The sequence below is a fragment of the Stenotrophomonas sp. YJH_SMC_43 genome (assembly GCF_059372535.1).
This window is the reverse complement of sequence record NZ_JCAFVQ010000002.1, coordinates 876,853-901,892: the sequence shown is the minus strand read 5'-3', so window position 1 is coordinate 901,892 and position 25,040 is coordinate 876,853. Positions and strand designations below refer to the sequence as shown.

The 25,040-nt window shown below is 66.5% G+C and carries 25 protein-coding genes and 4 tRNA genes; 14 read left to right on the top strand and 15 right to left on the bottom strand.

What is annotated here, in order from left to right; translation table 11 throughout:
- Positions 1-79: 79 nt before the first annotated feature.
- The 8 genes from AC5QAH_RS10655 to pcnB form a co-directional block, all read right to left on the bottom strand.
- On the bottom strand, positions 80-286 hold the full coding sequence (locus tag AC5QAH_RS10655; protein WP_010484314.1) for a DUF6229 family protein: 207 nt from the start codon (positions 284-286) through the stop codon (positions 80-82).
- Positions 287-601: 315 nt separating this feature from the next.
- Positions 602-2,116 (bottom strand): glucose-6-phosphate isomerase, encoded by a 1,515-nt coding sequence (gene pgi, locus AC5QAH_RS10650; RefSeq protein ID WP_495232332.1) that lies wholly within the window; start codon positions 2,114-2,116, stop codon positions 602-604.
- Complete coding sequence (panD, locus tag AC5QAH_RS10645; protein WP_005409061.1) at positions 2,113-2,493, bottom strand: aspartate 1-decarboxylase; 381 nt, start codon at positions 2,491-2,493, stop codon at positions 2,113-2,115. The genes pgi and panD overlap by 4 nt, the downstream gene beginning before the upstream one ends.
- An 87-nt stretch (positions 2,494-2,580) precedes the next feature.
- Positions 2,581-3,078, bottom strand: a complete 498-nt coding sequence (locus AC5QAH_RS10640) for a hypothetical protein (protein ID WP_049453343.1) — start codon at positions 3,076-3,078, stop codon at positions 2,581-2,583.
- Positions 3,079-3,144: 66 nt separating this feature from the next.
- The gene (gene panC / locus AC5QAH_RS10635; RefSeq protein ID WP_010484306.1) at positions 3,145-3,984 is read right to left on the bottom strand and encodes a pantoate--beta-alanine ligase; all 840 of its coding nucleotides are present in this window, start codon (positions 3,982-3,984) and stop codon (positions 3,145-3,147) included.
- Positions 3,981-4,796, bottom strand: a complete 816-nt coding sequence (panB, locus tag AC5QAH_RS10630; RefSeq protein ID WP_019338322.1) for a 3-methyl-2-oxobutanoate hydroxymethyltransferase — start codon at positions 4,794-4,796, stop codon at positions 3,981-3,983. The genes panC and panB overlap by 4 nt, the downstream gene beginning before the upstream one ends.
- A gap of 34 nt (positions 4,797-4,830) precedes the next feature.
- Complete coding sequence (folK, locus tag AC5QAH_RS10625; RefSeq protein ID WP_495232331.1) at positions 4,831-5,316, bottom strand: 2-amino-4-hydroxy-6-hydroxymethyldihydropteridine diphosphokinase; 486 nt, start codon at positions 5,314-5,316, stop codon at positions 4,831-4,833.
- A gap of 3 nt (positions 5,317-5,319) precedes the next feature.
- A complete protein-coding gene (gene pcnB / locus AC5QAH_RS10620) occupies positions 5,320-6,693 on the bottom strand; it encodes a polynucleotide adenylyltransferase PcnB (protein WP_029550838.1) in 1,374 nt (457 codons plus the stop codon).
- A gap of 52 nt (positions 6,694-6,745) precedes the next feature.
- On the opposite strand from pcnB, the gene AC5QAH_RS10615 reads away from it, so the two are divergent.
- A tRNA-Glu gene (locus AC5QAH_RS10615) sits at positions 6,746-6,820 on the top strand.
- Positions 6,821-7,269: 449 nt separating this feature from the next.
- Here the strand turns inward: AC5QAH_RS10615 and AC5QAH_RS10610 are convergent.
- The gene (locus tag AC5QAH_RS10610; RefSeq protein ID WP_171954143.1) at positions 7,270-8,694 is read right to left on the bottom strand and encodes a sugar porter family MFS transporter; all 1,425 of its coding nucleotides are present in this window, start codon (positions 8,692-8,694) and stop codon (positions 7,270-7,272) included.
- Positions 8,695-8,885: 191 nt separating this feature from the next.
- Here AC5QAH_RS10610 and fdxA point away from each other — a divergent pair, with 191 nt between their 5' ends.
- On the top strand, positions 8,886-9,209 hold the full coding sequence (fdxA, locus tag AC5QAH_RS10605; protein WP_004153066.1) for a ferredoxin FdxA: 324 nt from the start codon (positions 8,886-8,888) through the stop codon (positions 9,207-9,209).
- Positions 9,210-9,405: 196 nt separating this feature from the next.
- Here fdxA and AC5QAH_RS10600 read toward each other — a convergent pair whose 3' ends face one another.
- Both AC5QAH_RS10600 and dapA read right to left on the bottom strand, forming a co-directional pair.
- A complete protein-coding gene (locus AC5QAH_RS10600; protein ID WP_010484296.1) occupies positions 9,406-9,921 on the bottom strand; it encodes a hypothetical protein in 516 nt (171 codons plus the stop codon).
- A 32-nt stretch (positions 9,922-9,953) separates the two neighbouring features.
- Complete coding sequence (dapA, locus tag AC5QAH_RS10595) at positions 9,954-10,847, bottom strand: 4-hydroxy-tetrahydrodipicolinate synthase (RefSeq protein ID WP_043403360.1); 894 nt, start codon at positions 10,845-10,847, stop codon at positions 9,954-9,956.
- A gap of 164 nt (positions 10,848-11,011) precedes the next feature.
- Between dapA and AC5QAH_RS10590 the strand changes: the two genes are divergently transcribed.
- The 10 genes from AC5QAH_RS10590 to AC5QAH_RS10545 all read left to right on the top strand — a co-directional run bounded on the left by AC5QAH_RS10590 (position 11,012) and on the right by AC5QAH_RS10545 (position 16,922).
- Complete coding sequence (locus AC5QAH_RS10590) at positions 11,012-11,572, top strand: glycine cleavage system transcriptional repressor (protein WP_005409051.1); 561 nt, start codon at positions 11,012-11,014, stop codon at positions 11,570-11,572.
- 92 nt (positions 11,573-11,664) lie between these two features.
- A complete protein-coding gene (locus tag AC5QAH_RS10585) occupies positions 11,665-12,144 on the top strand; it encodes a peroxiredoxin (protein ID WP_010484289.1) in 480 nt (159 codons plus the stop codon).
- A gap of 84 nt (positions 12,145-12,228) precedes the next feature.
- Positions 12,229-13,629, top strand: coding sequence for a PhoH family protein (locus tag AC5QAH_RS10580; RefSeq protein ID WP_010484287.1), 1,401 nt, complete (start codon positions 12,229-12,231; stop codon positions 13,627-13,629).
- The gene (locus AC5QAH_RS10575) at positions 13,626-14,132 is read left to right on the top strand and encodes a hypothetical protein (RefSeq protein WP_159360013.1); all 507 of its coding nucleotides are present in this window, start codon (positions 13,626-13,628) and stop codon (positions 14,130-14,132) included. Before AC5QAH_RS10580 ends, AC5QAH_RS10575 begins: the two co-directional genes overlap by 4 nt.
- A 12-nt stretch (positions 14,133-14,144) precedes the next feature.
- Positions 14,145-14,813 carry a YoaK family protein gene (locus AC5QAH_RS10570; protein WP_010484284.1) on the top strand — a complete coding sequence of 223 codons (669 nt, stop codon included), beginning with the start codon at positions 14,145-14,147 and terminating at the stop codon, positions 14,811-14,813.
- A gap of 65 nt (positions 14,814-14,878) precedes the next feature.
- Positions 14,879-15,688: a bifunctional hydroxymethylpyrimidine kinase/phosphomethylpyrimidine kinase gene (gene thiD, locus AC5QAH_RS10565; RefSeq protein WP_019338316.1), complete on the top strand. Its 810-nt coding sequence runs from the start codon at positions 14,879-14,881 to the stop codon at positions 15,686-15,688.
- Positions 15,685-16,611 (top strand): alpha/beta hydrolase family protein, encoded by a 927-nt coding sequence (locus tag AC5QAH_RS10560; protein ID WP_495232330.1) that lies wholly within the window; start codon positions 15,685-15,687, stop codon positions 16,609-16,611. Before thiD ends, AC5QAH_RS10560 begins: the two co-directional genes overlap by 4 nt.
- A tRNA-Arg gene (locus AC5QAH_RS10555) sits at positions 16,602-16,678 on the top strand. Before AC5QAH_RS10560 ends, AC5QAH_RS10555 begins: the two co-directional genes overlap by 10 nt.
- Before the next feature lie 58 nt (positions 16,679-16,736).
- A tRNA-Arg gene (locus AC5QAH_RS10550) sits at positions 16,737-16,813 on the top strand.
- A 32-nt stretch (positions 16,814-16,845) separates the two neighbouring features.
- Positions 16,846-16,922, top strand: a tRNA-Arg gene (locus tag AC5QAH_RS10545).
- Positions 16,923-17,453: 531 nt separating this feature from the next.
- On the opposite strand, the gene AC5QAH_RS10540 is transcribed toward AC5QAH_RS10545, so the two are convergent.
- Positions 17,454-18,374: a LysR family transcriptional regulator gene (locus AC5QAH_RS10540; protein ID WP_224329200.1), complete on the bottom strand. Its 921-nt coding sequence runs from the start codon at positions 18,372-18,374 to the stop codon at positions 17,454-17,456.
- Between the two features lie 140 nt (positions 18,375-18,514).
- Between AC5QAH_RS10540 and AC5QAH_RS10535 the strand changes: the two genes are divergently transcribed.
- Complete coding sequence (locus AC5QAH_RS10535) at positions 18,515-19,216, top strand: pirin family protein (protein ID WP_049434728.1); 702 nt, start codon at positions 18,515-18,517, stop codon at positions 19,214-19,216.
- Between the two features lie 113 nt (positions 19,217-19,329).
- Here the strand turns inward: AC5QAH_RS10535 and AC5QAH_RS10530 are convergent, their stop codons facing one another.
- Together AC5QAH_RS10530 and AC5QAH_RS10525 are read right to left on the bottom strand one after the other, a co-directional pair.
- On the bottom strand, positions 19,330-21,528 hold the full coding sequence (locus AC5QAH_RS10530) for a TonB-dependent siderophore receptor (protein WP_241874943.1): 2,199 nt from the start codon (positions 21,526-21,528) through the stop codon (positions 19,330-19,332).
- A 132-nt stretch (positions 21,529-21,660) separates the two neighbouring features.
- Entirely contained in the window at positions 21,661-22,356 is a 696-nt protein-coding gene (locus tag AC5QAH_RS10525) for an alpha/beta fold hydrolase (protein ID WP_099559268.1), read from the bottom strand.
- A 184-nt stretch (positions 22,357-22,540) separates the two neighbouring features.
- On the opposite strand from AC5QAH_RS10525, the gene AC5QAH_RS10520 reads away from it, so the two are divergent.
- Positions 22,541-23,680, top strand: coding sequence for an MFS transporter (locus tag AC5QAH_RS10520; protein WP_010484275.1), 1,140 nt, complete (start codon positions 22,541-22,543; stop codon positions 23,678-23,680).
- Positions 23,681-23,761: 81 nt separating this feature from the next.
- Here the strand turns inward: AC5QAH_RS10520 and AC5QAH_RS10515 are convergent, their stop codons facing one another.
- Positions 23,762-24,880: an alpha/beta hydrolase gene (locus AC5QAH_RS10515; RefSeq protein WP_071305417.1), complete on the bottom strand. Its 1,119-nt coding sequence runs from the start codon at positions 24,878-24,880 to the stop codon at positions 23,762-23,764.
- Positions 24,881-25,040 lie beyond the last annotated feature (160 nt).

Below are 25,040 nucleotides of genomic sequence, written 5' to 3'. Positions count from 1 at the left end.
GCCCCCTGCAAGGTATCGGGAAGTCTGTTCCAGTCGCCGGCACGCAGCTGCATGCCTCTGCGTGCCGGCTCGGGTTACATCAGCAACACAGGCAGTGGTTGATCACCGATACCGTGGTGGTGCACTCGTTGGTGCCCCCGGTGATCATGGTGTCCGAAGCTCCGGTGAGGGCCGCTTCGGTGGCTGCCGCACCGTAGATGAACAGCGAACCCGCAGGGTTGGCGCACCCATCCACATCGTCCGAGCCATTGAGCCAGCCGGACACAACATCGTCATTCAGATCCATTCGCAATCTCCTGTCATTCACAACATGAGGCGTTGAGGACATGGATCGATTCCACGTCCCTTCGGATACGGCCAGTCCCTGGCATCAACTTCATGCTGCGAGCGATACTGGATGACAGGTACAGCCGCCCGTGCACACTGCATTGGCACGCGATGCGCAGTCAAGCTGCGCTGCGGCAGGCACGCGGAAGCGCGGCATGTGCAGCACGGAAACAGGACGGAATGAGTGGCCGCGCAGCCTTCATGCGCGACCGGATCGAAGGCAACCGGAGAGGCATGGGATGGCCGGCTGGCGCCGGCCCATCCGCACCCCGTATCAGCCCTTCAGCCGCGCAAGAATCTCGCGGGTCATCGGATCGGCAACCGCCACATCCTCGCCCTGCAGCGCCGGCAGCAGGCCACTGGCCAGCTGCTTGCCCAGTTCAACGCCGAACTGGTCGAAGGCGTTGATGTTCCAGATCACCGACTGCACGTACACGGCGTGCTCGTACATGGCGATCAGCGCACCCAGCGCCTGCGGGGTCAGCGCGTCGAGCAGGATCAGCGTGCTCGGGCGGCCGCCCGGATAATCGCGGTGCGGGTCGTCGCTGCTCTGGCCGTTGGCCAGCGCCTCGGTCTGTGCCAGCAGGTTGGCCAGCAGCGCCTGATGATTGATCGTGTAGGGATCATCGTTGTGCACGCAGCCGATGAAATCGGCCGGCACGATGCTGGTGCCCTGGTGCAGCGCCTGGAAGAAACTGTGCTGCACGTCGGTGCCCGCCCCGCCCCACCACACCGGCACGGTGTCGGTGGTGACCGGCTGCCCATCACGCTGCACGCGCTTGCCCAGGCTTTCCATCACCAGCTGCTGCAGGTAGGCCGGCAGCAACGCCAGGCGCTGGTCGTAGGTCATCACCGCGTGCGTGGCATGGCCCAGCACGTTGCGGTTCCAGATGTCGGTCAGGCCGTGCAGCACCGGCAGGTTGCGCTCCAGCGGCGCATCCAGTGCATGCGCGTCCATCTGCGCGGCACCTTCCAGCAGTTGTTCGAAACGCTCGAAACCGATGGCCAGTGCAATCGGGAAACCGACGGCCGACCACAGCGAATAACGGCCACCGACCCAATCCCACATCGGCAGCACGCGATCGGCGGCGATGGCGAAGGCCTTGGCCGCACGCTCGGGGTTGGCGCTGACCGCGTACAGGCGCTCGCTGCCCCCCAGCCAGTCGTGCAGGATCTGCCCGTTGAGCAGGGTTTCCTGGGTACCGAAGGTCTTGGAAATGAGGATGCCGGCGGTCCTGGCCGGATCCAGCGTGGCCAGCGTGCGCTGCATGGCGGCGCCGTCCACGTTCGACACGAAATGCGCGCGCAGGCGCGCGCCGCTGACCGGGCGCAGCGCATCGGCGACCAGGCGCGGACCGAGATCGGAACCGCCGATGCCGACGCTGACCACGTCGGTGACGCCGCTGTCTTCCAGCGCGCGCACCAGCACGCCCATGCGCTGGCGGATCGTGCGCGCGGTGGCATAGGCCTCGGCGGCAACCGGCGCATCGACCACATCGCCACGCAGCGCGGTGTGCAGCGCGGCGCGACCTTCGGTCAGATTGACCTGCTCGCCACGGAACAGGCGGGTGATGGCACCGCCGACATCACGCTCGGCGGCCAAAGCCAGCAATGCCTGCAGCGCCGCGGCATCGTATTTCTGCCGGGCGAAGTTGACGTACAACGGACCGACCCGCAGCGCCAGATCCTGCACGCGGCCGGGTTCGGCGGCGAGCAGGCTGGGGATGCTTGCGCCCTTCAGGCGCTGGGCATGGGAATGCAGCGAGTCGAATCCGTTGTTCGTTGTCATGCGGCCTGGGTCGGGATCGTGTCGTTGGTGTGGGTGATCTGGTTCTTGCCATCAACGTACACCAGCTTCGGCTTGAAGCTGTCAGCTTCCTGCTCGGTCATGCTGGCGAACGCGGCGATGATGATGATGTCGCCGACCTGCACGTGGCGCGCGGCGCCACCGTTGAGCGAGACAACGCCGCTGCCGGCTTCGGCGCGGATGGCATAGGTCGAGAAGCGCGCACCGTTGGTCACGTCCCAGATGTGCACCTGTTCGAACTCGCGGATGCCGGTGGCAGCCAGCAGGTTGTCATCGATGGCGATCGAGCCTTCGTAGTTCAGCTCGGAATGGGTGACGGTGGCGCGGTGGATCTTGGTCTTGAGCAGGGACAGGTGCATGGGGGCGCTGCAACGGCAAAGGAAAGAGCGGATTCTAGCACCCGCTTGACCATCGTCAGGGGGCTGCAGCAGGACGCCGAAGGCTGTTCAGGTGCCCTCCCCCGGCGGCGGCGGCGCTGCGTGCCCGGAACTGCCTTCCAGAGACAGCCGGAACACCGTATGGAAGGCCAGCCCGGCGACCAGCCCGAAGCCTCCCGCGGCCAGCACCTGCAAGGCATAGCTGATCACATCGAAGGTATCGACGTAGCGCAGGCGCTGCAGCCAGGGCCCCTGGTTTTCCCCCGGCCAGGCGCAGGTGGCCATGGCCAGCGCGCCCAGCCCGAAGCCGACCAGCACGAAGCCGGCCCGGCGCAGGCGCTGCTGAGACTGCAGGATCAGCGCCATCGGCAGCAACACCGCGATGGCATTGCAGACGGCCAGTACGAACATCAGCCCACCACCGGTGAGCGCAGGCATCGGAGTACGCCTGAATTCGAGCGCGAACAACAGGCCGCCAAACAGCTGGGCCGGCAACATGCCTGCCGCCAGCACCGCCAGGATCGAGGCCTGGGCGAGGCGGCCGGTATCAGTGCTGGGGGCTTTCATTTCCGGTCTCCCGTCCGTGGGAAGTGCAGAGGCGCCCGTTGCGGGCGCCCCCAAGCCGCGTGCGGCTCAGAACTCCAGGTTGTCAATCAGGCGCGTCGTGCCCAGGCGCGCGGCGATCAGCGCCACGCGGCCACCGCCGTCGAAGGTCGGCTCGGCCAGCTCGGGCGTGCGCAGCACGGCGTAGTCGACCTGGAAACCGGCCGCCTGCAGCGCCGCCGTGGCGTCGGCCTCGATCTGCACCCGCGTGTGCCCGGCCACGTAGCCTTCGCGCATGCCCAGCAGCGTGCGGTGAATGGTCGTCGCAACCGGTCGCTGTTCGGCGTTGAGGTACTGGTTGCGCGAACTCTTGGCCAGGCCATCCTCGTCGCGCACGATCTCGGCACCGACGATCTGGACCGGGAACGACAGCTCGGCCACCATCTGCCTGATCACGGCCAGCTGCTGGTAATCCTTGCGGCCGAACACGGCCACATCCGGCTGCACCTGCAGGAACAGGCGCGCCACCACCGTGCACACGCCGTCGAAGTGGCCCGGGCGGCTGGCGCCTTCCAGCACTTCACTGACACCCGGCGCGTGCATCTGCGTGGTCTTGTCCACGCCCAGCGGATACATCGCCTCGACGCTGGGCAGCCACACCGCATCACAGCCGGCCTGCTCCAGCCCGGCCACGTCAGCCTCGGGCGTGCGCGGGTAGCGGCTGAAGTCCTCGTTCGGCCCGAACTGGGTCGGGTTGACGAAGATACTCGTCACCACCTTGTCGGCGTACTGGCGGGCCAGGGTCACCAGCGAATGGTGGCCACCATGCAGGTTGCCCATGGTCGGCACCAGCGCCACGCGCAGGCCCTCGCGCTTCCACTGGGCGATCTGCTCGCGCAGCGCGCCGAGCTCGTTGAAGGTCTGGATCATTGGGCGTAGGCGTGCTGTTCGTCGGGGAAGCTGCCGTCGCGCACGGCGTCGGCATAGGCGCGGGTGGCACCGGCCACCGAACCGCCTTCGGCAAGGAAATCCTTGACGAACTTGGGACGGCGATGGCCACTGTCCAGGCCGAGGAAATCGTGCAGCACCAGCACCTGGCCGTCGCACTGCGGGCCGGCACCGATGCCGATGGTCGGAACATCCACCGCCGCGGTCACTTCGGCGGCGACCGGGGTCGGCACGCATTCGAGCACCATGATGCTGGCGCCGGCAGCGGCCACGGCCCTGGCATCTTCCACCAGCTGGCGCGCGGCATCGCCACGGCCCTGGATCTTGAAGCCGCCCAGGCGCAGCACCGACTGCGGGGTCAGGCCCAGGTGCGAGCAGACCGGAATCTCACGCTCGACCAGGTAGCGGATGATGTCGACCTTGAAGCCGGCACCTTCGATCTTGACCATCTCGGCACCGGCCTGCAGCAGCTGCAGCGAAGCATCCAGCGCGCGCTCCGGGGTGGCATCGGCACCGAACGGCAGGTCGGCCACCAGCAGCGCACGCTGCAGCACACGGGCTACGGCGCGGGTGTGGTAGACCATGTCGGCCACGGTCACCGGCAGGGTCGAATCATGGCCCTGCACGACCATGCCCAGCGAATCGCCGATCAGGATCAGGTCGACGCCATTGGCATCGAAGGTACGGGCAAAGCCGGCGTCGTAGGCGGTCAACATGACCAGCTTCTGGCCATTGCGCTTGGCCTCGGCCAGGGCGGGAACGGTCCAGGGCTTGCTGTCTGCGTGGGTGCTCATGTGCTGATAACCGGGGGAGATAACCCGGGCATTATCACCCTATCGGCGCGATCCCGCAGGCATCCACCCGCATCACTGCATCCTGCACGCGGCCATGGCCGGGAATGGCCAGATCCGGCGCGATTTCGGCCAGCGGCACCAGCACGAAGGCACGCTCGTGCATGTAGGGATGCGGTACCTGCAGGCCGGGATGGTCGAGCACCCGCGCGCCATACAGCAGCAGGTCCAGGTCCAGTGCGCGCGGCCCCCAGTGCACCGCCGGATCGCGCACGCGGCCAAAGCCCCGCTCCAGCGCCAGCATCGCCTGCAGCAGCTCATCGGCCGGCAATGTGGTTTCGACCGAGGCCACCGCGTTGACGAACGGCGGCTGGTCTTCATTGCCCCACGCCGGCGTGGCGTACAGCCTCGAGGCCTGTCGCAGGCGCGTTCCTGGCAGGCCGTCCAGCGCGGCAATCGCCGCGCCCACGGTCGCGGCCGCGTCGCCAAGGTTGGCGCCGAGGCCGATCCAGGCCAAGGTCATCGCTTACTCGCCCGCCGCAGCAGCACCGGGACGTCGACGCCGACGGCGGCGCTTGCGCGGTGCCCCGCTCTCGTCATCGCCGTCTTCACTGTGCATCGCATCCAGCGACGACTCCAGCTCGCGACCGGACTGCGCCTGTGCTTCGCGCCAGAACTCGACATCCACTGCATGCTCGGACGAAGCAACCTGGCGCAGGCTGAGGAAATCGAACGCGGCGCGGAAGCGCGGGTGGGTCAGGGTACGGAACACGCGCTTGCGCTGGCGCGAACTGAAGCGCGACTGCAGCAGCCAGATTTCCTGCATCGGCAGCGAAAAGCGGCGCGGCAATGCGATGGTGCTCAGCTGCTGCACGGTCACACGGTCGGCAGCACGGCGCTGTGCCTCCTCCGGTGCCACGCCCTGCTTGAGCAGGGTCGCCTGCGCGCGGCAGAACGCCGGCCACAGCAGCAGCGCGAACAGGAACGCCGGCGAGACCGGCTCGTCGTTGGCCACGCGCGCATCGGTGTTGGCCAGGCCCTCGACCAGCATGCGGCGCAGCGCACCGGTGCGGTTGGACTTCAATGCTTTGGCGCTTTCCGGGAACAGCACGTCGAGCAGGCCGTAACGCTCAAGGCCTTCGAAGCTGGCCACGCCGTGCCCGGACAGGAACAGCTTGAGCACCTCCTCGAACAGGCGCGCCGGTGCGGCTTCGTTGAGCAGGCCAGCCAGGTGCGGGATCGGCGCGGCGGTGCCCTCTTCAATCTGGAAGCCGAGCTTAGCCGCCAGGCGCACCGCACGCAGCATGCGCACCGGGTCTTCGCGATAACGCTGCTCGGGGTCGCCGATCAGTTTCATCAGGCGCGCCTGGACGTCTTCGAAGCCGCCGGTGTAATCACGCACCGAGAAGTCCTCGATGGCGTAGTACAGGGCGTTGCAGGTGAAGTCGCGGCGGATGGCGTCGTCTTCGATGGTGCCGTACACGTTGTCGCGCACGAGCATGCCGTTTTCCATCTCGCGGTCGCCGCTGCCGTCATCGCTGTTGGCACGGAAGGTGGCGACTTCGATGATCTCGCGGCCGAACACGACGTGGGCGAGGCGGAACCGACGACCGATCAGGCGGCAGTTGCGGAACAGCTGCTTGACCTGTTCGGGCGTGGCATCGGTGGCCACGTCGAAATCCTTGGGTTGGCCATTGACCAGCAGGTCACGCACCGCGCCGCCGACAAGGTAGGCGCCGAAGCCGGCATCGCGCAGGCGATAAAGCACGCGCAGGGCGTTCGGGCTGATGTCCTTGCGGGAGATCGTGTGCTGGTCGCGCGGGATGACGCGCAGGCTGAACGGTGATGTAGCAGAGGAAATGATGTTGGCGCTTCCGGTTGAAGTTTCGGGATTGCCCAATGGCATCGAGGTGCATATACTAGCGCTCCTGCCTCGGCAGCGACACAGTTACGCTCCCTTCGTCTAGTGGTTAGGACGTGGCCCTCTCAAGGCTAAAACAGGGGTTCGAGTCCCCTAGGGAGCGCCAGTCGCCGCAGCAGGAACCGAAAAAGCCCGCCTTGTGTGGGCTTTTCTGTTTTCCGGGGTTTGCAATGGCATCGATCGGCTTGGTCGCTTTGGCGCCTGCCTGCAATCGGCTTGAGCCGGTGGGGTCACCCAGGGCAGGACACGCCGTGGACCCATCCATGGGGGCTCGATGGCGCCATCCTTGGCGCCAACGGTCCTGCCCTGGGTGATCCCACCGACTCTGGACGGTTTCCCGCGAGCTGCGGCAACAACCGACCAGCACTTCGCCGCATCCGCACGCACCATGAAACTGTCAGGAGGGGGCGGGCCGCCCTCTCCAGGACCGTTGGCGCCATGGATGGCGCCATCGAGCACCATGGATGGGCTTTTGCGTGTCCTGGAGAGGGCGGCCTGCCCCCTCACACTCTGGACAGGCAGGCGCCAACGGAATGCAACCGAAGCCAGTCGCCGTCAGCCTTCCATCTGCTCCAGCTCCTTGCCCTTGGTCTCGCGCACGTAGCGGACCACGAAGAAGATCGAGAGGATGGCCGCCACCGTATAGATGCCGTAGGCGCCGGCCAGGCCGATGCCGGCCAGCAGCATCGGGAAGGTCACGGTGATCGCGAAGTTCGAGGTCCATTGCGCGGCGCCGGCCACCGCCAGCGCCGGACCACGGATCTGATTGGGGAACATCTCGCCCAGCATCACCCACATCACCGGGCCCCAGGACATGTTGAAGAACACCACGTAGACGTTGGCTGCCACCAGCGCCAGTCGGCCCATGCCTTCGGACAACTGCAGGCGACCGTCGGCCAGGCTGCCACTGGCGAAGGCAACCACCATCAGCACCAGCGCCACCGACATGCCGACCGAACCGATCCACAGCAGCGGCTTGCGCCCGATGCGGTCGATCAACAGCACCGTCAGCAGACAGGCGCCGATGCTCAGCGCGCCGGACAGCACGTTGATCAGCAGCGCATCGCTTTCCGAGAAGCCCACCGCCTGCCACAGCACCGCGCCGTAGTAGAACACCACGTTGATGCCGACCAGCTGCTGGAACATGGCCAGGCCGATGCCCACCCAGAGGATCGGGCGCAGCTTGCCGCTGACCGTGTCGCGCAGGTCGGCAAAGCGCGGCTTGTGCTGGTCCTGCGCCAGGCTGGCTTCGATCTCGGCCTGCTTGGCCGCCGCAGCGGCCTCGCCGTACAGCCGCGACAGTACCGCCCTCGCCTGCTGCTGACGCCCTTTCACGACCAGAAAGCGCGGGCTTTCCGGAATCACCAGCAACAACAGCAGGAACAGCCCCGACGGCAGCGCCTGCATCCAGAACATCCAGCGCCAGGCCTCATGGCCCAGCCATAGCGGCTCGGTCGACGCCCCAGCGGCACGGGCCAGCAGGTAATTGCTGAGGAAGGCGGCGAACAGGCCGCAGATGATCGCCATCTGCTGCACCGTGGCCAAACGCCCGCGATAGCGCGCCGAGGCCACCTCGGCAATGTAGGCCGGCGACATCACACTGGCCGCGCCCACCGCGAAGCCGCCGAGCACGCGTGCGGCAATGAACAACCAGGAGGCGTGTGCGGCACCGGCACCCAGCGCCGAAACCAGGAACATCAGCGCCGAGGCGATCAGCACGCCACGACGGCCCAGGCGATCTCCAAGCCAGCCGGCCAGGAAGGCACCGATCGCGCAGCCCAGCAGCATCGAGGCGACTTCGAAACCGAGCGCCGCCTCGCTGGAGTTGAAAGCCTGGCGCAGGCCATCGACCGTGCCATTGATGACACCACTGTCGAAGCCGAACAGGAATCCACCCAGGGTGGCCACGCAGCTGATCAGGACGATGAATGCAGTGTTCTCACCGCCATGGGAGGCGATGTTGGGCTGGGCTGGGGACATGGACGATCCTGCTGGGAAGGGGGCCGGCCATCCGACGCAGCCGGCTGACCCGCAGCGTCGCACAGGCCTCGCCCTGCCGCCAATGACGCCACGGCCGCGCCTGCCAGACGCCCGATTTCCGCCCCGCGCCGACACCGGGGGCCAACCTGTTCTAGAATTGGCGGGTTCAGGAATCGATCCACCCCCAGCCCATGCCCTTTGTCGTCACCGAAAACTGCATCAAGTGCAAACACACCGATTGCGTGGAAGTGTGCCCCGTGGATTGCTTCCACGAAGGCCCCAACTTCCTGGTGATCGACCCGGATGAGTGCATCGACTGCACCCTCTGCGAACCGGAATGCCCGGTCAACGCGATCTTCCCGGAGGACGATGTTCCTGCCGGCCAGGAAAGTTTCGTGGCCCTCAACGCCGAGCTGGCGAAGGAGTGGCCGGTGCTGACCGTGCGCAAGGACCCGCCCGCCGATGCCGGCGAATGGGACGGCAAGCCGGACAAGCTGAAGCTGCTGGAGCGCTGAGAAGCGCCCACGGCGGCAACGAAAAGGGCGCCCACGGGCGCCCTTTTCTGTTTTCCGCTAAACGCCAACCGCAAGATCCGGTATGCCAACCTTGCGATCCGGTAGGTGCCAACCTTGGTTGGCACAGAAGCGCCGACCAAGGTCGGCCTCCACCAGAGCGGGTGCGGACCAAGGCCCGCCCCCACCCGACCAGCCCTTACTGCGCCAGCTTCGCCTTCAGCGCAGCGATCAGCTTCACCGGCGCTTCGGCGGTGGCCGGCAGGCCACGCGGGTCGACCGCGGAGATGTAGGCGCCAGCATCGACGGCGACCACGCGGACCAGGAAGTTGCTGCCTTCGTAGGCCACGTCATACGAGCCCAGCAGCTGCGCGCGGCTGGCAATGGTCACACCTTCCACGCCTTCCAGCGCGGTGCCGACCTTGGCGAAAGCCTCGTCCTTGCCACCGGCGATGGTGAAACCGGTGTTGCCCACGGCCGGGGCCGCAGCCGCAGGCGCGGCCGGCTTGGTCGCCGATGCCAGCGTCGGCACCTTGTTGTCACCGGTGGTGGTCGGCAGGTTCAGGTCCGGCGGCACTTCCAGCGGACGCATTTCCGGGGCCAGGGCGTAGTCGCCCTTGACGCCACGCTTGAAGCAGCCGGTGGTACCGGCGGCGACAGCCACGGCAAGCAGGGCGTAGGACAACACGCGGACGGTGGAAACGGATTGACGCATGTGAATCTCCTGGGTCAGACCAAGACGGAAGGTCAGTGGCTGGAAAGGGCTTCGAGGGCGGCGATGTCGCCGGCAAGATGGTCGGCGGCCGGATGATGCGCTGCCGACAGCGGCAGCAGCGGCAGGCGCAGGTCGTGACCGATGCCGATGCGGCGCAGCAGCGCCTTGACCGGGATCGGGTTGGGTTCGACGCCACAGAAATCATGGAACGGCTGCAGGCGCGCATCCCAGGACTCGGTAGCTTCGTGGTCGTGCGCGGCGGCCAGCTCGCACATCCGGCGATAGGCGCCCGGCAGAACGTTGGAACCGACCGAGATCAGGCCATCGATGCCGGCCCGGATCGAACGCGCGGCGGTACCGTCGTCGCCACTGAGCACCGCGAACTTCGGGCTGCGCAGGGCCAGCAGCGCCTGCACCCGGCCGGTGTCACCCACCGCTTCCTTGATGCCAACGATATTGGGATGGCTGGCCAGCTCGGCCACGGTCTCCGGCTGCATGTCGCAGCCGGTACGGCCGGGCACGTTGTACAGCACGACCGGCAGCCCGCCCTGGTCGGCCACCGCGCGGTAGTGCGCGATCAGGCCGGCCTGGGTCGGCCGCACGTAAGGCGGGGTGACCACCAGCGCATGGCTGGCGCCGAGCGCGGCGGCACGGCGGGTCTGTTCGATGGTCTTGGCGGTGCCCGAAAGGCCGGTACCGGCCATGACCGGGATGCGGCCGCCGATGCGCTCGACCGCGCTGGCCAGCAGCAGGTCGTACTCGGCATCGGTGAGGGTTGCCGCTTCACCGGTCGAGCCGGCTACGACAACGCCATGGACGCCACCTTCCAGTTGCAGGTGCAGCAGGCGCTGCCAACCGTCGGGATCGAGGGCGCCGTCGGCCCGGAACGGGGTCGCCAGCGCGGTGATGAGGCCGGAAAGGGACAAGGACGTGCTGCTCTTGGCTGGGAAGGGAAAACGCCCGCCATGAAAGGCCGGGGGCGACTTGAATGTTACTTGCGGCGCGAAAGCACGGGCAAGTATGCTGGACACCGGTGGATCCCCGCCTCTGGCGGGCATTCAGACTAACGCATGCATTACCCGGAATCGCCTTGACCGACACCACCCCGCGCCCCGCGCCGAGCGAAAACCACCTCCTGATCAACGCCTATACGACGCATCCGGAGTCCCCCCTGCTGTCCGTCACCCGCCGCATCGCCGACAGCGGCTGCAATCTGGTGGACGCACGCCTGGCCACGGTCGGCCGCGATGTCTCGGTCACCGCCCTGGCCACCGGCTCGTGGGACTCGGTGGCCAAGCTGGAAGCGATGCTGACCCGGCTCGAGCGCGAGGAAGGCCTGAAGCTGGTCTGGTACCGCACCGCCGCCAAGCAGGCGCAGTCCAACCTGCTGCCGTACATCGTCGAGGTGATCGCCGCCGACAAGCCGGGCATCCTGTTCCAGCTGGCCGATTTCTTCGACCGCCAGGGCATCACCATCGAGAACCTGCAGAGCACGCGCTACCGCGCCATGCAGACCGGTGCGGAAATGTTCAGCGCGCAGGTCACCATCGGCGTGCCGGCCAACATGCACATCGCCGCGCTGCGCGACGATTTCCTCGAGTTCTGCGACCACCTGAACCTGGACGCGATCATGGACCCGATGAAATTCTGATCGGAAGTGCGGATTTTTCGCGCGCCTCTCACGGGCGCGTGGCGTTTCATGCAATTGTCGTAGAAAGAACCCAGGCTCGACAGAAGGACCTCATGAACAACGGCGATACCCTGGACAGCACCACCCTCTCCCTGCCGCTGGCGCTGTCCGGTGGCGAACAGGCCACTCTCGGCGACTACGCCGGCCACTGGCTGGTGCTGTACTTCTATCCCAAGGACAGCACCCCCGGCTGCACCACCGAAGGCATCGACTTCAACGCGCTGCTGCCGAAGTTCAGGAAGGCAGGCGCGGTGGTACTCGGTGTCTCGCGCGACTCGGTGAAGTCGCACGACAACTTCTGTGCCAAGCAGGGCTTCAACTTTCCGCTGGTCAGCGATGGCGACGAAGCGCTGTGCAGCGCCTTCGACGTGATCAAGATGAAGAACATGTACGGCAAGCAGGTACGTGGCATCGAACGCAGCACCTTCCTGATTTCCCCCGACAGCCGCATCGTGCAGTCCTGGCGCAAGGTCAAGGTTGCCGGCCATGCCGATGCCGTTCTCGCCGAACTGAAGGCCTCCCAGTCCAAGTGAGTCCCACTGCCTACTGTGTCTGCCATCACCCTGCCCCGCAGCAGGCCGTGGTGGTTTTTCCCTGTCCGTAACCAGGAATCGACGATGACCCGAGGCAAGCGCATCTACGTGCTGGATACCAACGTGCTGATGCACGATCCCACCGCGCTGTTCAAATTCGAGGAGCACGACGTCTACCTGCCCATGCAGGTGATCGAAGAGCTGGACAACGGCAAGAAGGGCACCTCCGAGGCAAGCCGCAATGCCCGCCAGGTGAGCCGCTTCCTCAACGAGCTGGTGCAGGAATCCGGCCTGGACAACCTGGCCGACGGCATTCCGCTGCAGCGCCCCAACGGCCTGCAGCTGCGCGGCAAGCAGAGCGCCGGCAAGCTGCGCTTCCAGACCAGTCATTTCGACGCGGGCAAGAGCTTTGGCAAGGTCATTCCCGACAATGCCATCCTCGGCGCGATCCTGGCCCTGAAGGAAGAGACGCCGGATCTGCCGGTGGTGTTCGTTTCCAAGGACATCAACCTGCGGATCAAGGCCGCCATCGCCGGCATCGTGTCCGAGGACTACGAGAACGACCGCGCGCTGGACGATTTCAGCCTGCTTTACACCGGCGCCACCGAGCTGCCGGAAGACTTCTGGAAGCGCCACGGCGACGACCTGCGCAGCTGGAGCGACAAGGGCCGCACGCATTACGAAATCCTCGCGCAGGATGGCGAGGAGTGGTACCCGAACCAGTACGTCTATCTGCCCGGCGAAGACGAGGTCGAACTGCGTGTCAGCCGCGTGGTCGGCGACGGCAAGGTGGTGCTGTCGCTGGTGGATGATTTCCGCCACGGCAGTCACGCCGTATGGGGCATCAGCGCACGCAACCGTGAGCAGAACTTCGCGCTCAATGCACTGATGGACCCGGAGATCGACTTCGTCACGCTGCTGGGCACCGCCGGCACCGGCAAGACCCTGCTGGCGCTGGCTGCCGGCCTGGCGCAGACGATGGACCAGCAGCGCTACCGCGAGATCATCATGACCCGCGCCACGGTCAGCGTCGGCGAGGACATCGGCTTCCTGCCCGGCACCGAAGAAGAAAAGATGACGCCGTGGATGGGCGCGCTGACCGACAACCTGGAAGTGCTCACGCACAACCAGGAAGGCGGCACCTGGGGCCGCCAGGCCACCAACGACCTGCTGGCCAGCCGCATCAAGATCCGCTCGATGAACTTCATGCGCGGCCGCACCTTCCTGTCGCGCTACCTGATCCTGGACGAGGCGCAGAACCTCACCCCGAAGCAGATGAAGACGCTGATCACCCGTGCCGGCCCCGGCACCAAGATCGTCTGCCTGGGCAACGTCGAGCAGATCGACACCCCGTACCTGACCGAAACCACTTCGGGCCTGACCTACGCGGTGGATCGCTTCAAGAACTGGCCGCATAGTGCACACATCACCTTGCGCCGTGGCGAGCGTTCGCGCCTGGCCGATTACGCTTCGGAGGTGTTGTGAACCGCGGCACCCGCCTGCTGCTGCCCGCGGCTGCGATCACGCTCGCAGCCGTGCTCGGCGCCTGCACCACCACGCGCGGCCCGGCCAGCGTGCCGACCGCCGAACGTACTGGCCAGTCCTGGGTGGTCACCCGCCCGATCATCGCCGCGCAGGTGCTCGACACCTGCTCGCGACCCAGCCCCGGCCGCGAGGCCGGGCGGGTCAGCGGCTACTGGGCGCCCAGCCGGCAGCAGGTCGACCAGCTGGAAGCGCGGCTGTCATCGCTGGAGGCACAGGTACCGAAGGTACTGGACTTCGACCGCCAGTACGTCGGCATCGAAAGCGCCGGCAAGCGGCTGATCTACATCAACGCCTTCCACCTGCCCGACGACAGCGGCATCAATCCGGCACGGGAAGCGATCCGCGTCTGTGACGGCGGCACGCAGTTCTGGGGCGCGGTGTTCGACCCGGCCAGCAACACCTTCAGCGAGCTGCAGTTCAACGGCGGCTTCGGCGGGCCCTGAGGGGCCCCGCCGATGGGAATTCGCCTGCCCACCTGGGTCTGGATCGGCGCGGTCGCGCTGTCGTGCGTGGCCGGCATGGTGAATGTCGTCGGCTTCCTCGGTTTCGAACACCAGGCCGTCAGCCACATGACCGGCAGCACCAGCCAGTTGGGCATGGCGCTGGCCCAGGGTGACTGGCGCGCGGTCGGCCACCTGTGGGGACTGCTGATCGCGTTCTCGCTGGGCGCGATGCTCAGCGGCCTGTTGATCCAGGACAGCACCCTGCAGCTGGGCCGTCGCTACGGCGTGGCCCTGGCACTGGAATCGGCGCTGCTGCTGGTGGCCATTCCGCTGTTCGAACAGCACCAGATCTGGGGCGCACTGGCCGCCGCCATGGCCTGCGGCCTGCAGAACGCGATGGCCACCACCTTCAGTGGCGCGGTGGTACGCACCACCCACCTCAGCGGCATGTTCACCGACCTCGGCATCGGCCTGGGCCACCTGCTGCGTGGGCTGCCGCTGCAGGTACGACGCCTGACCCTCAGCGGCCTGATCATCAGCGGCTTCCTCGCCGGCGGCATCATCGGCGCCTGGCTGTTCATGCGCTGGCAGTACGACGCCCTGCTCGCCCCCGCCCTGCTGACCGGCCTGACCGGGCTGGGCTATGTGCTGTACCAGCAGTGGGCGCGCTGGCGGCATTGAGGTGAAGCGCATCCACGCATGGCGTGGGTCTACCTTCCCCTGCGGGACCACGGCACAATCGCTGGATGAGCCCGACCACCCCCGTTTCCGCCCTCACCATCGCCGGCTCCGACTCCGGTGGCGGCGCTGGCATCCCCGCCGATCTCAAGGCCTTCGCCGCGCACCGCGTGCATGGTCTGGCCGTGTTCGCCGCACTGACCGCACAGAACACCCGTGGCGTCACCGCCGTGCATGTGCCACCGATCGCATTCCTGCAGGCGCAGATCGAAGCCTGCTTCGATGACTTCGATATCCATGCGGTGAAACTCGGCATGCTGGCCAACGCCGAGGTGATCCATGCCGTTGCCGACGCACTGGAAAAGCACCGCCCGCCACACGTGGTTCTGGACCCGGTGATGGTCGCCACCAGCGGCGCGCGCCTGCTGGAGGAAAGTGCGCTCAAGGCCATGCGTGAGCGCCTGCTGCCGCTGGCGACGCTGGTTACGCCGAATACGCCGGAAGCGGAACTCCTGATCGGCCGGAAGATCGGTAACGGCGATGACGCCGAACAGGCTGCCTCCACCCTGCTCGACCTCGGTGCCGGCGCCGTGCTGCTGAAGGGCGGCCACCTGCATGAGGGCAATCGCGTGATCGATCGTTACTTCGACGGCGTCAGCAGCGAAGAATTCATCCACGCCCGCCTGCCGCTGGACGCACACGGCACCGGCTGCACGCTGGCCTCGGCCATCGCCGCGCAGCTGTGCAACGGCCTGAGCCTGGCCAATGCCTGCGAAGCCGGCATCGACTACGTTGCGCGCGGCCTGCAGCAGGGCTATGCCCCCGGCCGCAGCGAGGTGCTGGTGCTCGATCACTTCGGCGCGGCGCCACACGCATGAGCCTCACACCGGACGTCCTTGCCGTGCAGTGCGCTGATGGCCATCGCTACGAAGTGATCGCCTGCGTGCCTGCACATCCCGTCACGCGCCTGCTGTGGCTGCCGGCACTGGGCGTGGCCGCGCGCCACTACCTGCCACTGGCATTGGCGCTGGCGGCGAAGGGCGTGGCGGTCTACCTGCACGAGTGGCGCGGCAACGGCAGCAGTTCACTGCGCCCGTCGCGCACGCAGGACTGGGGCTATCGCGAGGTACTCGAACAGGATCTGCCAACCAGCCAGGCGGTCCTGGCCACAGCGGATGACGACGCCGGCGCCCTGCCCTGGATCATCGGTGGACACAGTCTCGGTGGGCAGCTGGCTTGCGTGCATGCCGGCCGCAATCCGCACTACTTCAACCGGCTATGGCTGGTCGCCAGTGGCTCACCGTTCTGGCGCGGGTTCCCGCCACCGCGTGGCTGGCTGCTGCCACTGGTCTACCGCTTCCTGCCGTGGATCGCGCGGCGCCAGGGCGTCCTGCATGGCCGTCGCCTCGGCTTTGGTGGCACCGAAGCGCGCGGGCTGATTGCCGACTGGGCGCGCGTGGGCCTGAACAACCACTACGCCGCGTCCGGCATGGACGAAGACCTCGATGCGCAGATGGCGCGCGTGCATGGCAGCGCACAGGCGGTGCTGATGGAGCACGACTGGTTGGCCCCCACCGGATCGATGCAGACGCTGCTGGCGAAGCTGCCGAATGTGGACGCGCAGCTGCGCGTGCTGTCCGCGCAGGAACTGGGCACACGCGCCGATCATTTCGCGTGGCTGAAGGCGCCGGACGCCGTGGCTGACAGCTTTTTCATTCAGTTGGATGAAAATTTTCACAAAACTGTTGACGGTTCGCGCCGACATCCGCATAATTCCGCTCCTGTCGCAGGGCGCCCGTAGCTCAGTTGGATAGAGTACCTGGCTACGAACCAGGCGGTCGGGAGTTCGAATCTCTCCGGGCGCACCACTCGACAGGTTTTCAGCATCCGCCGCTGGAAATGTTTTAAAATTTGATTGTGTACCGCGCGCCCGTAGCTCAGTTGGATAGAGTACCTGGCTACGAACCAGGCGGTCGGGAGTTCGAATCTCTCCGGGCGCACCATACACAGTCAACACAACAAGTTTATGTAATTGGCGCCCGTAGCTCAGTTGGATAGAGTACCTGGCTACGAACCAGGCGGTCGGGAGTTCGAATCTCTCCGGGCGCACCATTACACCGAAACAGCAGGCCTCGGCCTGCTGTTTTTTTATGTGTGTTTTCCGGCAGGGTTGGACCCTGCACCTGCAGAGGCTTCAAGCCAAGGCAACAGCAAAAGCTGGCATTCCGTGGTTTGGCGGGGCGACATGGACAGGCAGGACACGCCGTAAACCCATCCATGGGGGCTCGATGGCGGCATCCATGCCGCCAACGGTCCTGCCTGCCCATGCCGCCCCACCTCTGACAGATTTCCGCGATCTGATGGATCCACGCCATGCGTGGATGAATCTCTATCGAGTTCGAATGTTTCGATATCCGTCAGATCGGCTCTACAGAAGTGCGGACAGTTCACGGAAAACTATCGAAGGCGGGGTGGGTCCGGTTGCGGGGGCGTGAGCCGCATGGATGCGGCGACCGAGCTTACATGGACGTACTTGCAGCGGCCCCCGCAACCGGACCCACCTCGCCATCCCTCAGGAAACCAGCTTTTGCTTCGGCTTTGGCTGTTGCTTCGGCGGGTGCAGGGCGCAGCCCTGCCGTACCCCTAACCCCGTGCCATTGACTGCCACCACTGCGACAGCAGCTCCGGCCTGCGCAGGCGCTCGCGCCACCAGCGCAGTGCCGCGCCATCTTCACCGGTGCGCCAGGCCAGCCAGAAGGTCTCTTCCGGCTTGTGCTCCTCTACTTCACGGATCACCAGCTGGCCGCGCGCCACCGCAGCGCGCGCGCACGGCTCGGGCAGGAAACCGAAGCCCACGCCTTCGCACTGCAGTTTCAGCTTGCTGGCCATGTCAGGCACCGTCAGCATCTCCTGCCCCATCAACAGGCCGACCGTGCGTGGCAACAGCCGGCGCGCCGAATCGGAGACGGCGATCGCGCAGTGCTCGACCAGCTGCTCGCGCCCGAGCACGCCCGGTACTGCAGCCAATGGATGTTCGGGTGCGACCGCGAACACAAACTCCACCGTGCCCAGCGGCTCGACCACGTAACCACCGCCACTGGGGCCCTCGCCCGGTGCACCGACCAGCAGGTCGGCACGGCGGTCCAGCAGGGCCTCCCAGGTGCCGGACAGGGCCTCGCCGATCAATCGCAGCCGGGTCGGTGCCTCGGCCTCACGAAACGCGGCGATGTCCGGGCCGAGCAGCCAGGTCGGGAACACCGAGTCCACCGCCAGGGTCAGTTCGGTCTCCCAGCCCGACGCCACCCTGCGTACCCGCAGTTCCAGCTCGCGGGCGGCGCGCAGCAGGTGCCGCCCCTCGTCCAGCAGCGCGCGGCCGGCGTCGGTCGGCTCGGCGCGCGGGCCAACCCGGTCGAACAGCTGCACGCCCAGGTCCTCCTCCAGCTTGGCCACGGTGTAGGAGATGGTCGAGGGCACCTTGTGCAGGGCCTTGCCGGCGCCGGCAAAGGAGCCGCGACGGTCGATGGCATCCAGGATCTGCAGGGCATCGAGGCTGAGCTTGAGCATTCGAATTTTTCGATGATGGCTGTCAAAACTATCCGTTTTTCAAACCCCGGGCGCAAGCGGATACTTCTCTTCAACGGGGAAACACAGCGGCTACCGGCCCACCCCGCCCTATCGAAACCATCGAACAAGGAGATTCCATCATGCTGCAGATCCGCAAGAGCGCTACCCGTGGCCTGGCCGAGCATGGCTGGCTGTCCTCGCGCCATACCTTCTCCTTCGCCAACTACTACGACCCTCGCTACGTCAGCTTCGGCCCGCTGCGGGTGATCAACGAAGACAAGGTGATCGGCGGCCAGGGCTTCGGCACCCACAGCCACAGCAACATGGAAATCATTTCCTACGTGCTGGGTGGCGCGCTGGAGCACAAGGACTCGATGGGCACCGGTTCGGTGCTGCGCTACGGCGACGTGCAGCGCATGAGCGCCGGCAGCGGCGTCAGCCACAGCGAGTTCAACCACTCGGCCGACGAGACCGTGCATTTCCTGCAGATCTGGATCTTCCCGGATACCGAGAACATCACGCCGTCCTACGAGGAGACCCACTTCGCACCGGAGACCAAGCGCGGCCAGCTGCGCCTGATCGCCTCGCCGGACGGTGCCGACGGTTCGCTGCGCATCCACCAGGATGCCCGCATCTTCGCCACCATCCTCGACGGCGGCCAGAAGCTGCACCATGCGCTTGGCAACGGCCGTGGCGCCTATGTGCAGGTGGCGCGTGGCCAGCTGCAGGTCAACGGCATCACCCTGGAAGCCGGCGATGCACTGCAGGTCAGCGACGAAGCCCAATTGACGCTGGAAAACGGCAATGATGCCGAAGTGCTGGTGTTCGACCTGCCGCTGTAAGGACAACGCCCGCGATGCCATCCAGCATCGCGGGCGTACTTGTAGAGGCGAGCCCACGCTCGGCTGGTTGTCAAACCGCAGCCGAGCGTGGGCTCGGCTCTACAAAACCCGTGTCAGAACCTGTAGTTCAAGGTCAGCCGCACATTGCGCGGCTCACCCCAGGTGTAGGTGCTGTACCAGTTGAAGATCGTGTAGTACCGCTTGTCGAGCAGGTTGTTGACGTTGACCGTGGCCGACAGGCGATCGTTGAACTGGTAGCGCGCCATCGCATCAAGCAGCCAGTACGGCTGGGTGCGATGCACGACCTGCGCGCTGGTGGCCGGGTTGGTGATCTCGCCAAACGTGGAATCCTGCCAGCGCGCGCCACCGCCCAGCGTGAGCCCCTGCCAGGCACCGCGCAGGCGGTAGCTGGTGTGCAGGCTGAACTGGTTCTCCGGTTCCAGCGTGGTCACCTTGGTTCCCGCCTGGCGGGCGATCTTGTGGGAGAACCCACCCTGCACCTGCCAGCCCTCGGCCAGCTGACCCGACATTTCAAGCTCATAGCCCTTGGTACGCACGCCCATCAACGCGCGGTAGGCATCCTGGCCATCCGGCGTCTTGCCGCCGGTGGGCTGGGCGAAGTTGTCCTGATCAAGCTGGAAAAGCGCCGCGCTGGCATTGAGGCGTCCATCGAAGAACTCGGCCTTCAGCCCCATCTCGTAGCTGCGGCCTTCCAGCGGATCCAGTGCCTTGCCCTGCTCGTCACGCTGGCCCTGCGGCTTGAAGATGGTGCTGTAGCTGGCATACACCGAATAGTGCTCGCCGAGGTCGTAGACCACGCCGGCATATGGCACATAGACGCCGGTCTCGCGCGTGTCCGGCGAACGGTAGCTGGCCAGACGGCTGCCGACGATCAGCTTCAACGGATCGGCCACGTCGAAGCGGCCGACCACGTACAGGCCGTTTTCGCGGGTCACTTCATTGTTCTCGTAGCTGCGCTGCCATTGCGGCTCGGCAATGTCGCCATTCCAGCTGCGGTAGTCCGGCACCGTATCCGGGAACCCCGCCTGCGGGCCGTAGCCGGTATTGGTCCAGCGCTTGCGCGAGGCACTGCCACCGACCACCAGCTCATGCTCGCGGCCGAACAGGCCGAAATGCCCGCTCAGATAGAAGTCGGCGGCATTGCTGACGGTCTTGCCGACGTACTTGCCGAGCCACAGGCTGACGCCCTCGCCAGTCAACGGATCGGGATTGCCGGCGGCGGCACCGGCCAGTGCGGCGTCATAGCCGTTGACCTGGTGGTTGAGCTGCAGCTTGGCGATCCAATCGTTGGCGAACGTGTGCTCCAACGTAGCGAAACCGGTACGCACGTACTGGCGCCAGCCGGCCCATTGCGCACCATTGTTGAACGAGCGCGGCATGCGGTTGAAGTTGCCGGCGCTGTCCAGCAGCGGAATGCCGCCCCATGTCGAGCCCTTCGGGTCGCTGTCCATCACGTCGCCACCGACCGACAGCAGCGTGCGTTCGCCCAGATCGGCTTCCAGCACGGCATAGCCGACCTTGCTGGTGCGCTGGTAGTTGTCCAGGTTGGAGTGCTTGTCTTCCCAGGCCCCCACTGCTCGGCCACGCACGCGGCCATCGGCAGTCAGCGGACCACCGACATCGAGCTCGGCGCGGTAGTCATCCCAGCGGCCGACACCCAGTGAGGCACTGCCGGCGAAGTCCTCGCCCGGCTTCTTGCGCACCAGGTTGATGGTCGCGCCCGGATCACCCATGCCGGTCAGCAGGCCGGTGGCGCCCTTGAGCACTTCGATGCGGTCATAGATCGCAGTATCGCTGAGCGTGTTGCCCGCCGAGTAGGCCGAGTCACGCGACATCGGAATACCGTCGTACTGGAAGTTCTGCACCGCGAAGCCACGCGCGTAGTACTCGGTGCGCTCGCTGTCGTAGGTGACAATGCTGATGCCGGGGGTCACCCGCATCACGTCATCGATGCCGTGCAGGCCGAAGTCATCCATCTGTGCGCGGGTGATCACGCTGATGGTCTGTGGCGTCTGTCGCGGCGTCAGCACCAGGCGGGTGGCGGTGGCGATGGTGCCGGGCGTGTAGGCGCCGCTGCCCTCGGTGATGGTACCGAGCAGGTTGGCGGTGACCTGCACGGTCTGCAGGGTCTGCGAGGCGGGTGCCGGTTTGGCCTTGTCCTCGTCCTGGGTGGACTGGGCAGCAGCGGTGCCGCTGCTCAGTGCAAGCAGTAGCAGGCCTTGAGCCAGTGCATGCGGCAGCGGCAGGCGACGCGGAAACAAGCGCGGAAAACGGACAGGCACAGACAGCACGGCGGGACCTCCACGATAGGGTGGGATCCTCTGGCGGCGGCTGGAGGGAAGAGAGGGACGCGGCCGAATGGCCGCAGGCGCAGGAGTGTACTCCCCTGCGCCCCGGCTGTCGTGCGGTGTGCTGGTGCGGGATCAGGCGCCGATGGCGGCGCAGGCCTCCAGGATCAGCGCGGTCACTTCCTTCGGCTGCGAGGCCAGTGAGGCATGGCTGGCATCAAGCTCCAGCAGGCGCTTGGGCTGCATTCTTGCGGCCATGGCTTTCTGGTTTTCCGGCGCGATCATGCGGTCGTGGCGGGACAGCTGGTACCAGCTCGGCCGGTGCTTCCACGCCGGATCGCTGACCGTGTCGCCGAAAGTGCTGGCCAGCGGCGCCTTCTGGGTCACCGCCATCACCCGGCCCTCGTCGGCACTCAGGTCCTGGCAGAAGCTCTCATGGAACTTGTCCGCACGCAGCCAGAGGTAGCCATCGCTGTCCGGTGCCAGATTCGGCGCCGCCTCCGGCAGGTGCTGCTGGGTGATGCCACCCGGGCTCTCGCCGGCATCAGGCGCGAAGGCAGCGATGTAGACCAGGCCCTTCACGTTGGGCTCGTTACCGGCATGGCTGATCACCGCACCGCCGTAGGAGTGGCCGACCAGCAGCACCGGACCGTCGATCTGCCGGATCATTTTCTGGGTGCGTCCTGCGTCGTCGGCCAGCGACGTGAGCGGCAATTCCACCGCCTGCACCCGGTCGTGGCCGTTGCGATGCAGTTCCAGGATCACCTTGGCCCAGTGTGCGGCCCCGCCCCAGAATCCATGGACGAGGAGGATGGTCGGTGTCGTGCTCATGTACGGATCTCCGGCAGCGGCCGGCGGGGTGCCGACCGTGCAGCCACTGTCCGTGGGCGACGTTAATCGCTGGTGACGCGATCGAGTCACTGCAATCGTATGCGTCGCCCGATGTCACGCATGGCACTTGCCGATCCGGCCTGAAAACGTTTTCATGAAGGTCCCCTGGAGCTTCGCATCGCGCATGACGCCTTCATCCCCACGTGCCCAGCAGCACGCCACCCGTGCCGCCTTCTTCATTCCCGGATTCGCCACCGCCGCGTGGGCGCCGATGGTGCCCTACGCCAAGGCCAAGGCCGGGCTGTCCGACGCCAGCCTTGGCGCCGTGCTGCTGTGCCTCGGGCTCGGCTCGCTGCTGGCGATGCCGTTGGCGGGCGCGCTGACCGGGCGGCTGGGTTGCCGACGGGTGATGGTGATCACCTGCGCGATGATGCTGTGCGCCCTGCCCTTGCTGGTGCTGGCGCCCTCGCCGGTGGCGCTGGGCGCGGCCCTGTTCGTGTTCGGCGCCGGCGTCGGTGCGCTGGATTGTGCGATGAACATGCAGGCGGTCGCGGTCGAGCGCGACGCCGGGCGCGCAATGATGTCCGGCTTCCACGCCTTCTACAGCATCGGTGGCTTCGTCGGCGCCGGCTGCATGACCGGCCTGCTGATCCTGGGTACACCGCTGTGGCTGGCCGCGCTGGTGTCGGTGGCGGCACTGCTGCTGGTTGCGGTGCTGTCGGCGCCGCACTGGCGACCGCAACGGATCCTGCACGAAGGCCCACTGCTGGCGCTGCCGCACGGCGTGGTGCTGTTCATCGGCGTGCTGGCCTTCGTGGTGTTCCTCGCCGAGGGCTCGATGCTGGACTGGAGCGCGGTGTTCCTGGCCGAAGTGCGGCAGGTGCCGCGTGACCAGGCCGGCGCCGGCTTCGCGCTGTTCACGCTGGCGATGACCGCGATGCGCCTGTTCGGCGACGGCATCGTCGAGCGCCTCGGCCGCACCCGCACCCTGGTCTTCGGCGGCATCACCGCCGCAGCCGGGTTCACGTTGGCCACGCTGGTACCGTCGTTCCCGGTGGCGTTGGCGGGCTATGTGCTAGTCGGGCTGGGCTGCGCCAATATCGTGCCGGCACTGTTCTCGATGGCCGGCCAGCAACGGGTGATGCCGGAGAGCATCGCCATCACTGCGGTGACCACGCTGGGTTACGCCGGCATCCTCGCCGGCCCGGCAGCGATCGGTGCACTGGCACACGGCACCAGCCTCGGATTCGCCTTCCTGTGCGTGGCCGCGCTGCTGCTGGGCGTAGCCGCATCCGCGCGAGCACTGGCACGACGGGTGGCCTGACAGAAAAAGGGGACGGAGGGGATCAAGTCGTTTCCTGCCTTGGTGTGCGGGAAACGACTTGATCCCCTCCGTCCCCTTTTCTCAGCTACGCGTCAGCCACTCGGCCTGGGCCGGCAGTTGCGGTGCCGGGCAGGCGCTCTTCGGGTGGTGCTCGTCGCGCGCCATCCAGTCGTCGACCACGCCAGCCAGCAGGTCCAGCCGCAGCGGCAGGGTGATGTGGTCCTCGCCGCGCATCTCGATGTAGTGCGCGCGTGGGTTGGCCAGGGCCAACTCGCGGCCCTGGCTGACCGGAATGTGCTGGTCGCCCTGCCCGTGCAGCAACAGCACGCAGGCGCGGGTATCGGCCAGCGCGCGGGCCACGTCCACACGGTCCAGATCGACGTCGATGCGGCGGCTGGCGGCGGCGATCACCTGGTTGATGTCCTGGCCGCCATAGCGCCAGCGCGCGTAGGAGGCGACCGCCTGCGCCTTCAGGCCTTCCGGCTGCAGCCCCATCAGGTGCGGAATCATCGTGCGGATGGCCACGCCGGCGTTGGCGAACGATTCCATCGCCACCACGCCTTCCACCTGGTCCCCCAGCTTGTCGGCGGTGAACACAGCGGTGGCCGCGCCATACGACACGCCGAACAGATACAGCGGGCCGGTCACTTCGCCGCGTGCACGCAGTTCGTTGATCACATCGACCACATCGTCGGATTCATAGGTGCCATAGCCCGACGGCCCCGCACCGGACTGGCCATGATTGCGCAGGTCGAGCGTGACCACGCGGTAGCCGGATTCGGCCAGCTGCAGCGACCACGGCAACATCGAATCACCGTTCATCATCCAGCCGTGCAGCAGCACCACGGTGCCGCGCGGCGCCTGCGCACGGAACGGCTGCGGTACCGCCAGGCTCAGCCCGGTATCCAGCGGCAGGCCGTTCTCGTGGCGCTGCGGCAGGTAGTGGTAACGCGCGCCGTAATCGCCAGGATCGAACACACGCCAGAAGATCGGCACGCCATCGCGGCCCGGCGCGAAGCCGTGGCGATTGGGCAGTTCGGCAATGGCTGCGGCAATGCGCGGACGATCGAGCAGGGTCGATACGCCACCCGGCGCGATCAGCCGATCGGCGAGCGAGGTGGACGAGGCATTGATCGAGGGCGAGCATGCAGCCAGCCACAGGCCGGCGCACGCCAGCAACAACAGCAGCAGGCGCTTCATGGGCAATCGGGGAAAAGGTGCGACAGCGTGGCAGGTTAGCGACGCGCGCGTGGGCCATCTATCGCGCGTGGATGACGGCTTGATGACAACGCAGGAACGATTCAGCTTGGTGTAAAAGCTGTATCCGTTCAGTCATTGATCCGGATCAATGAACGCGCGC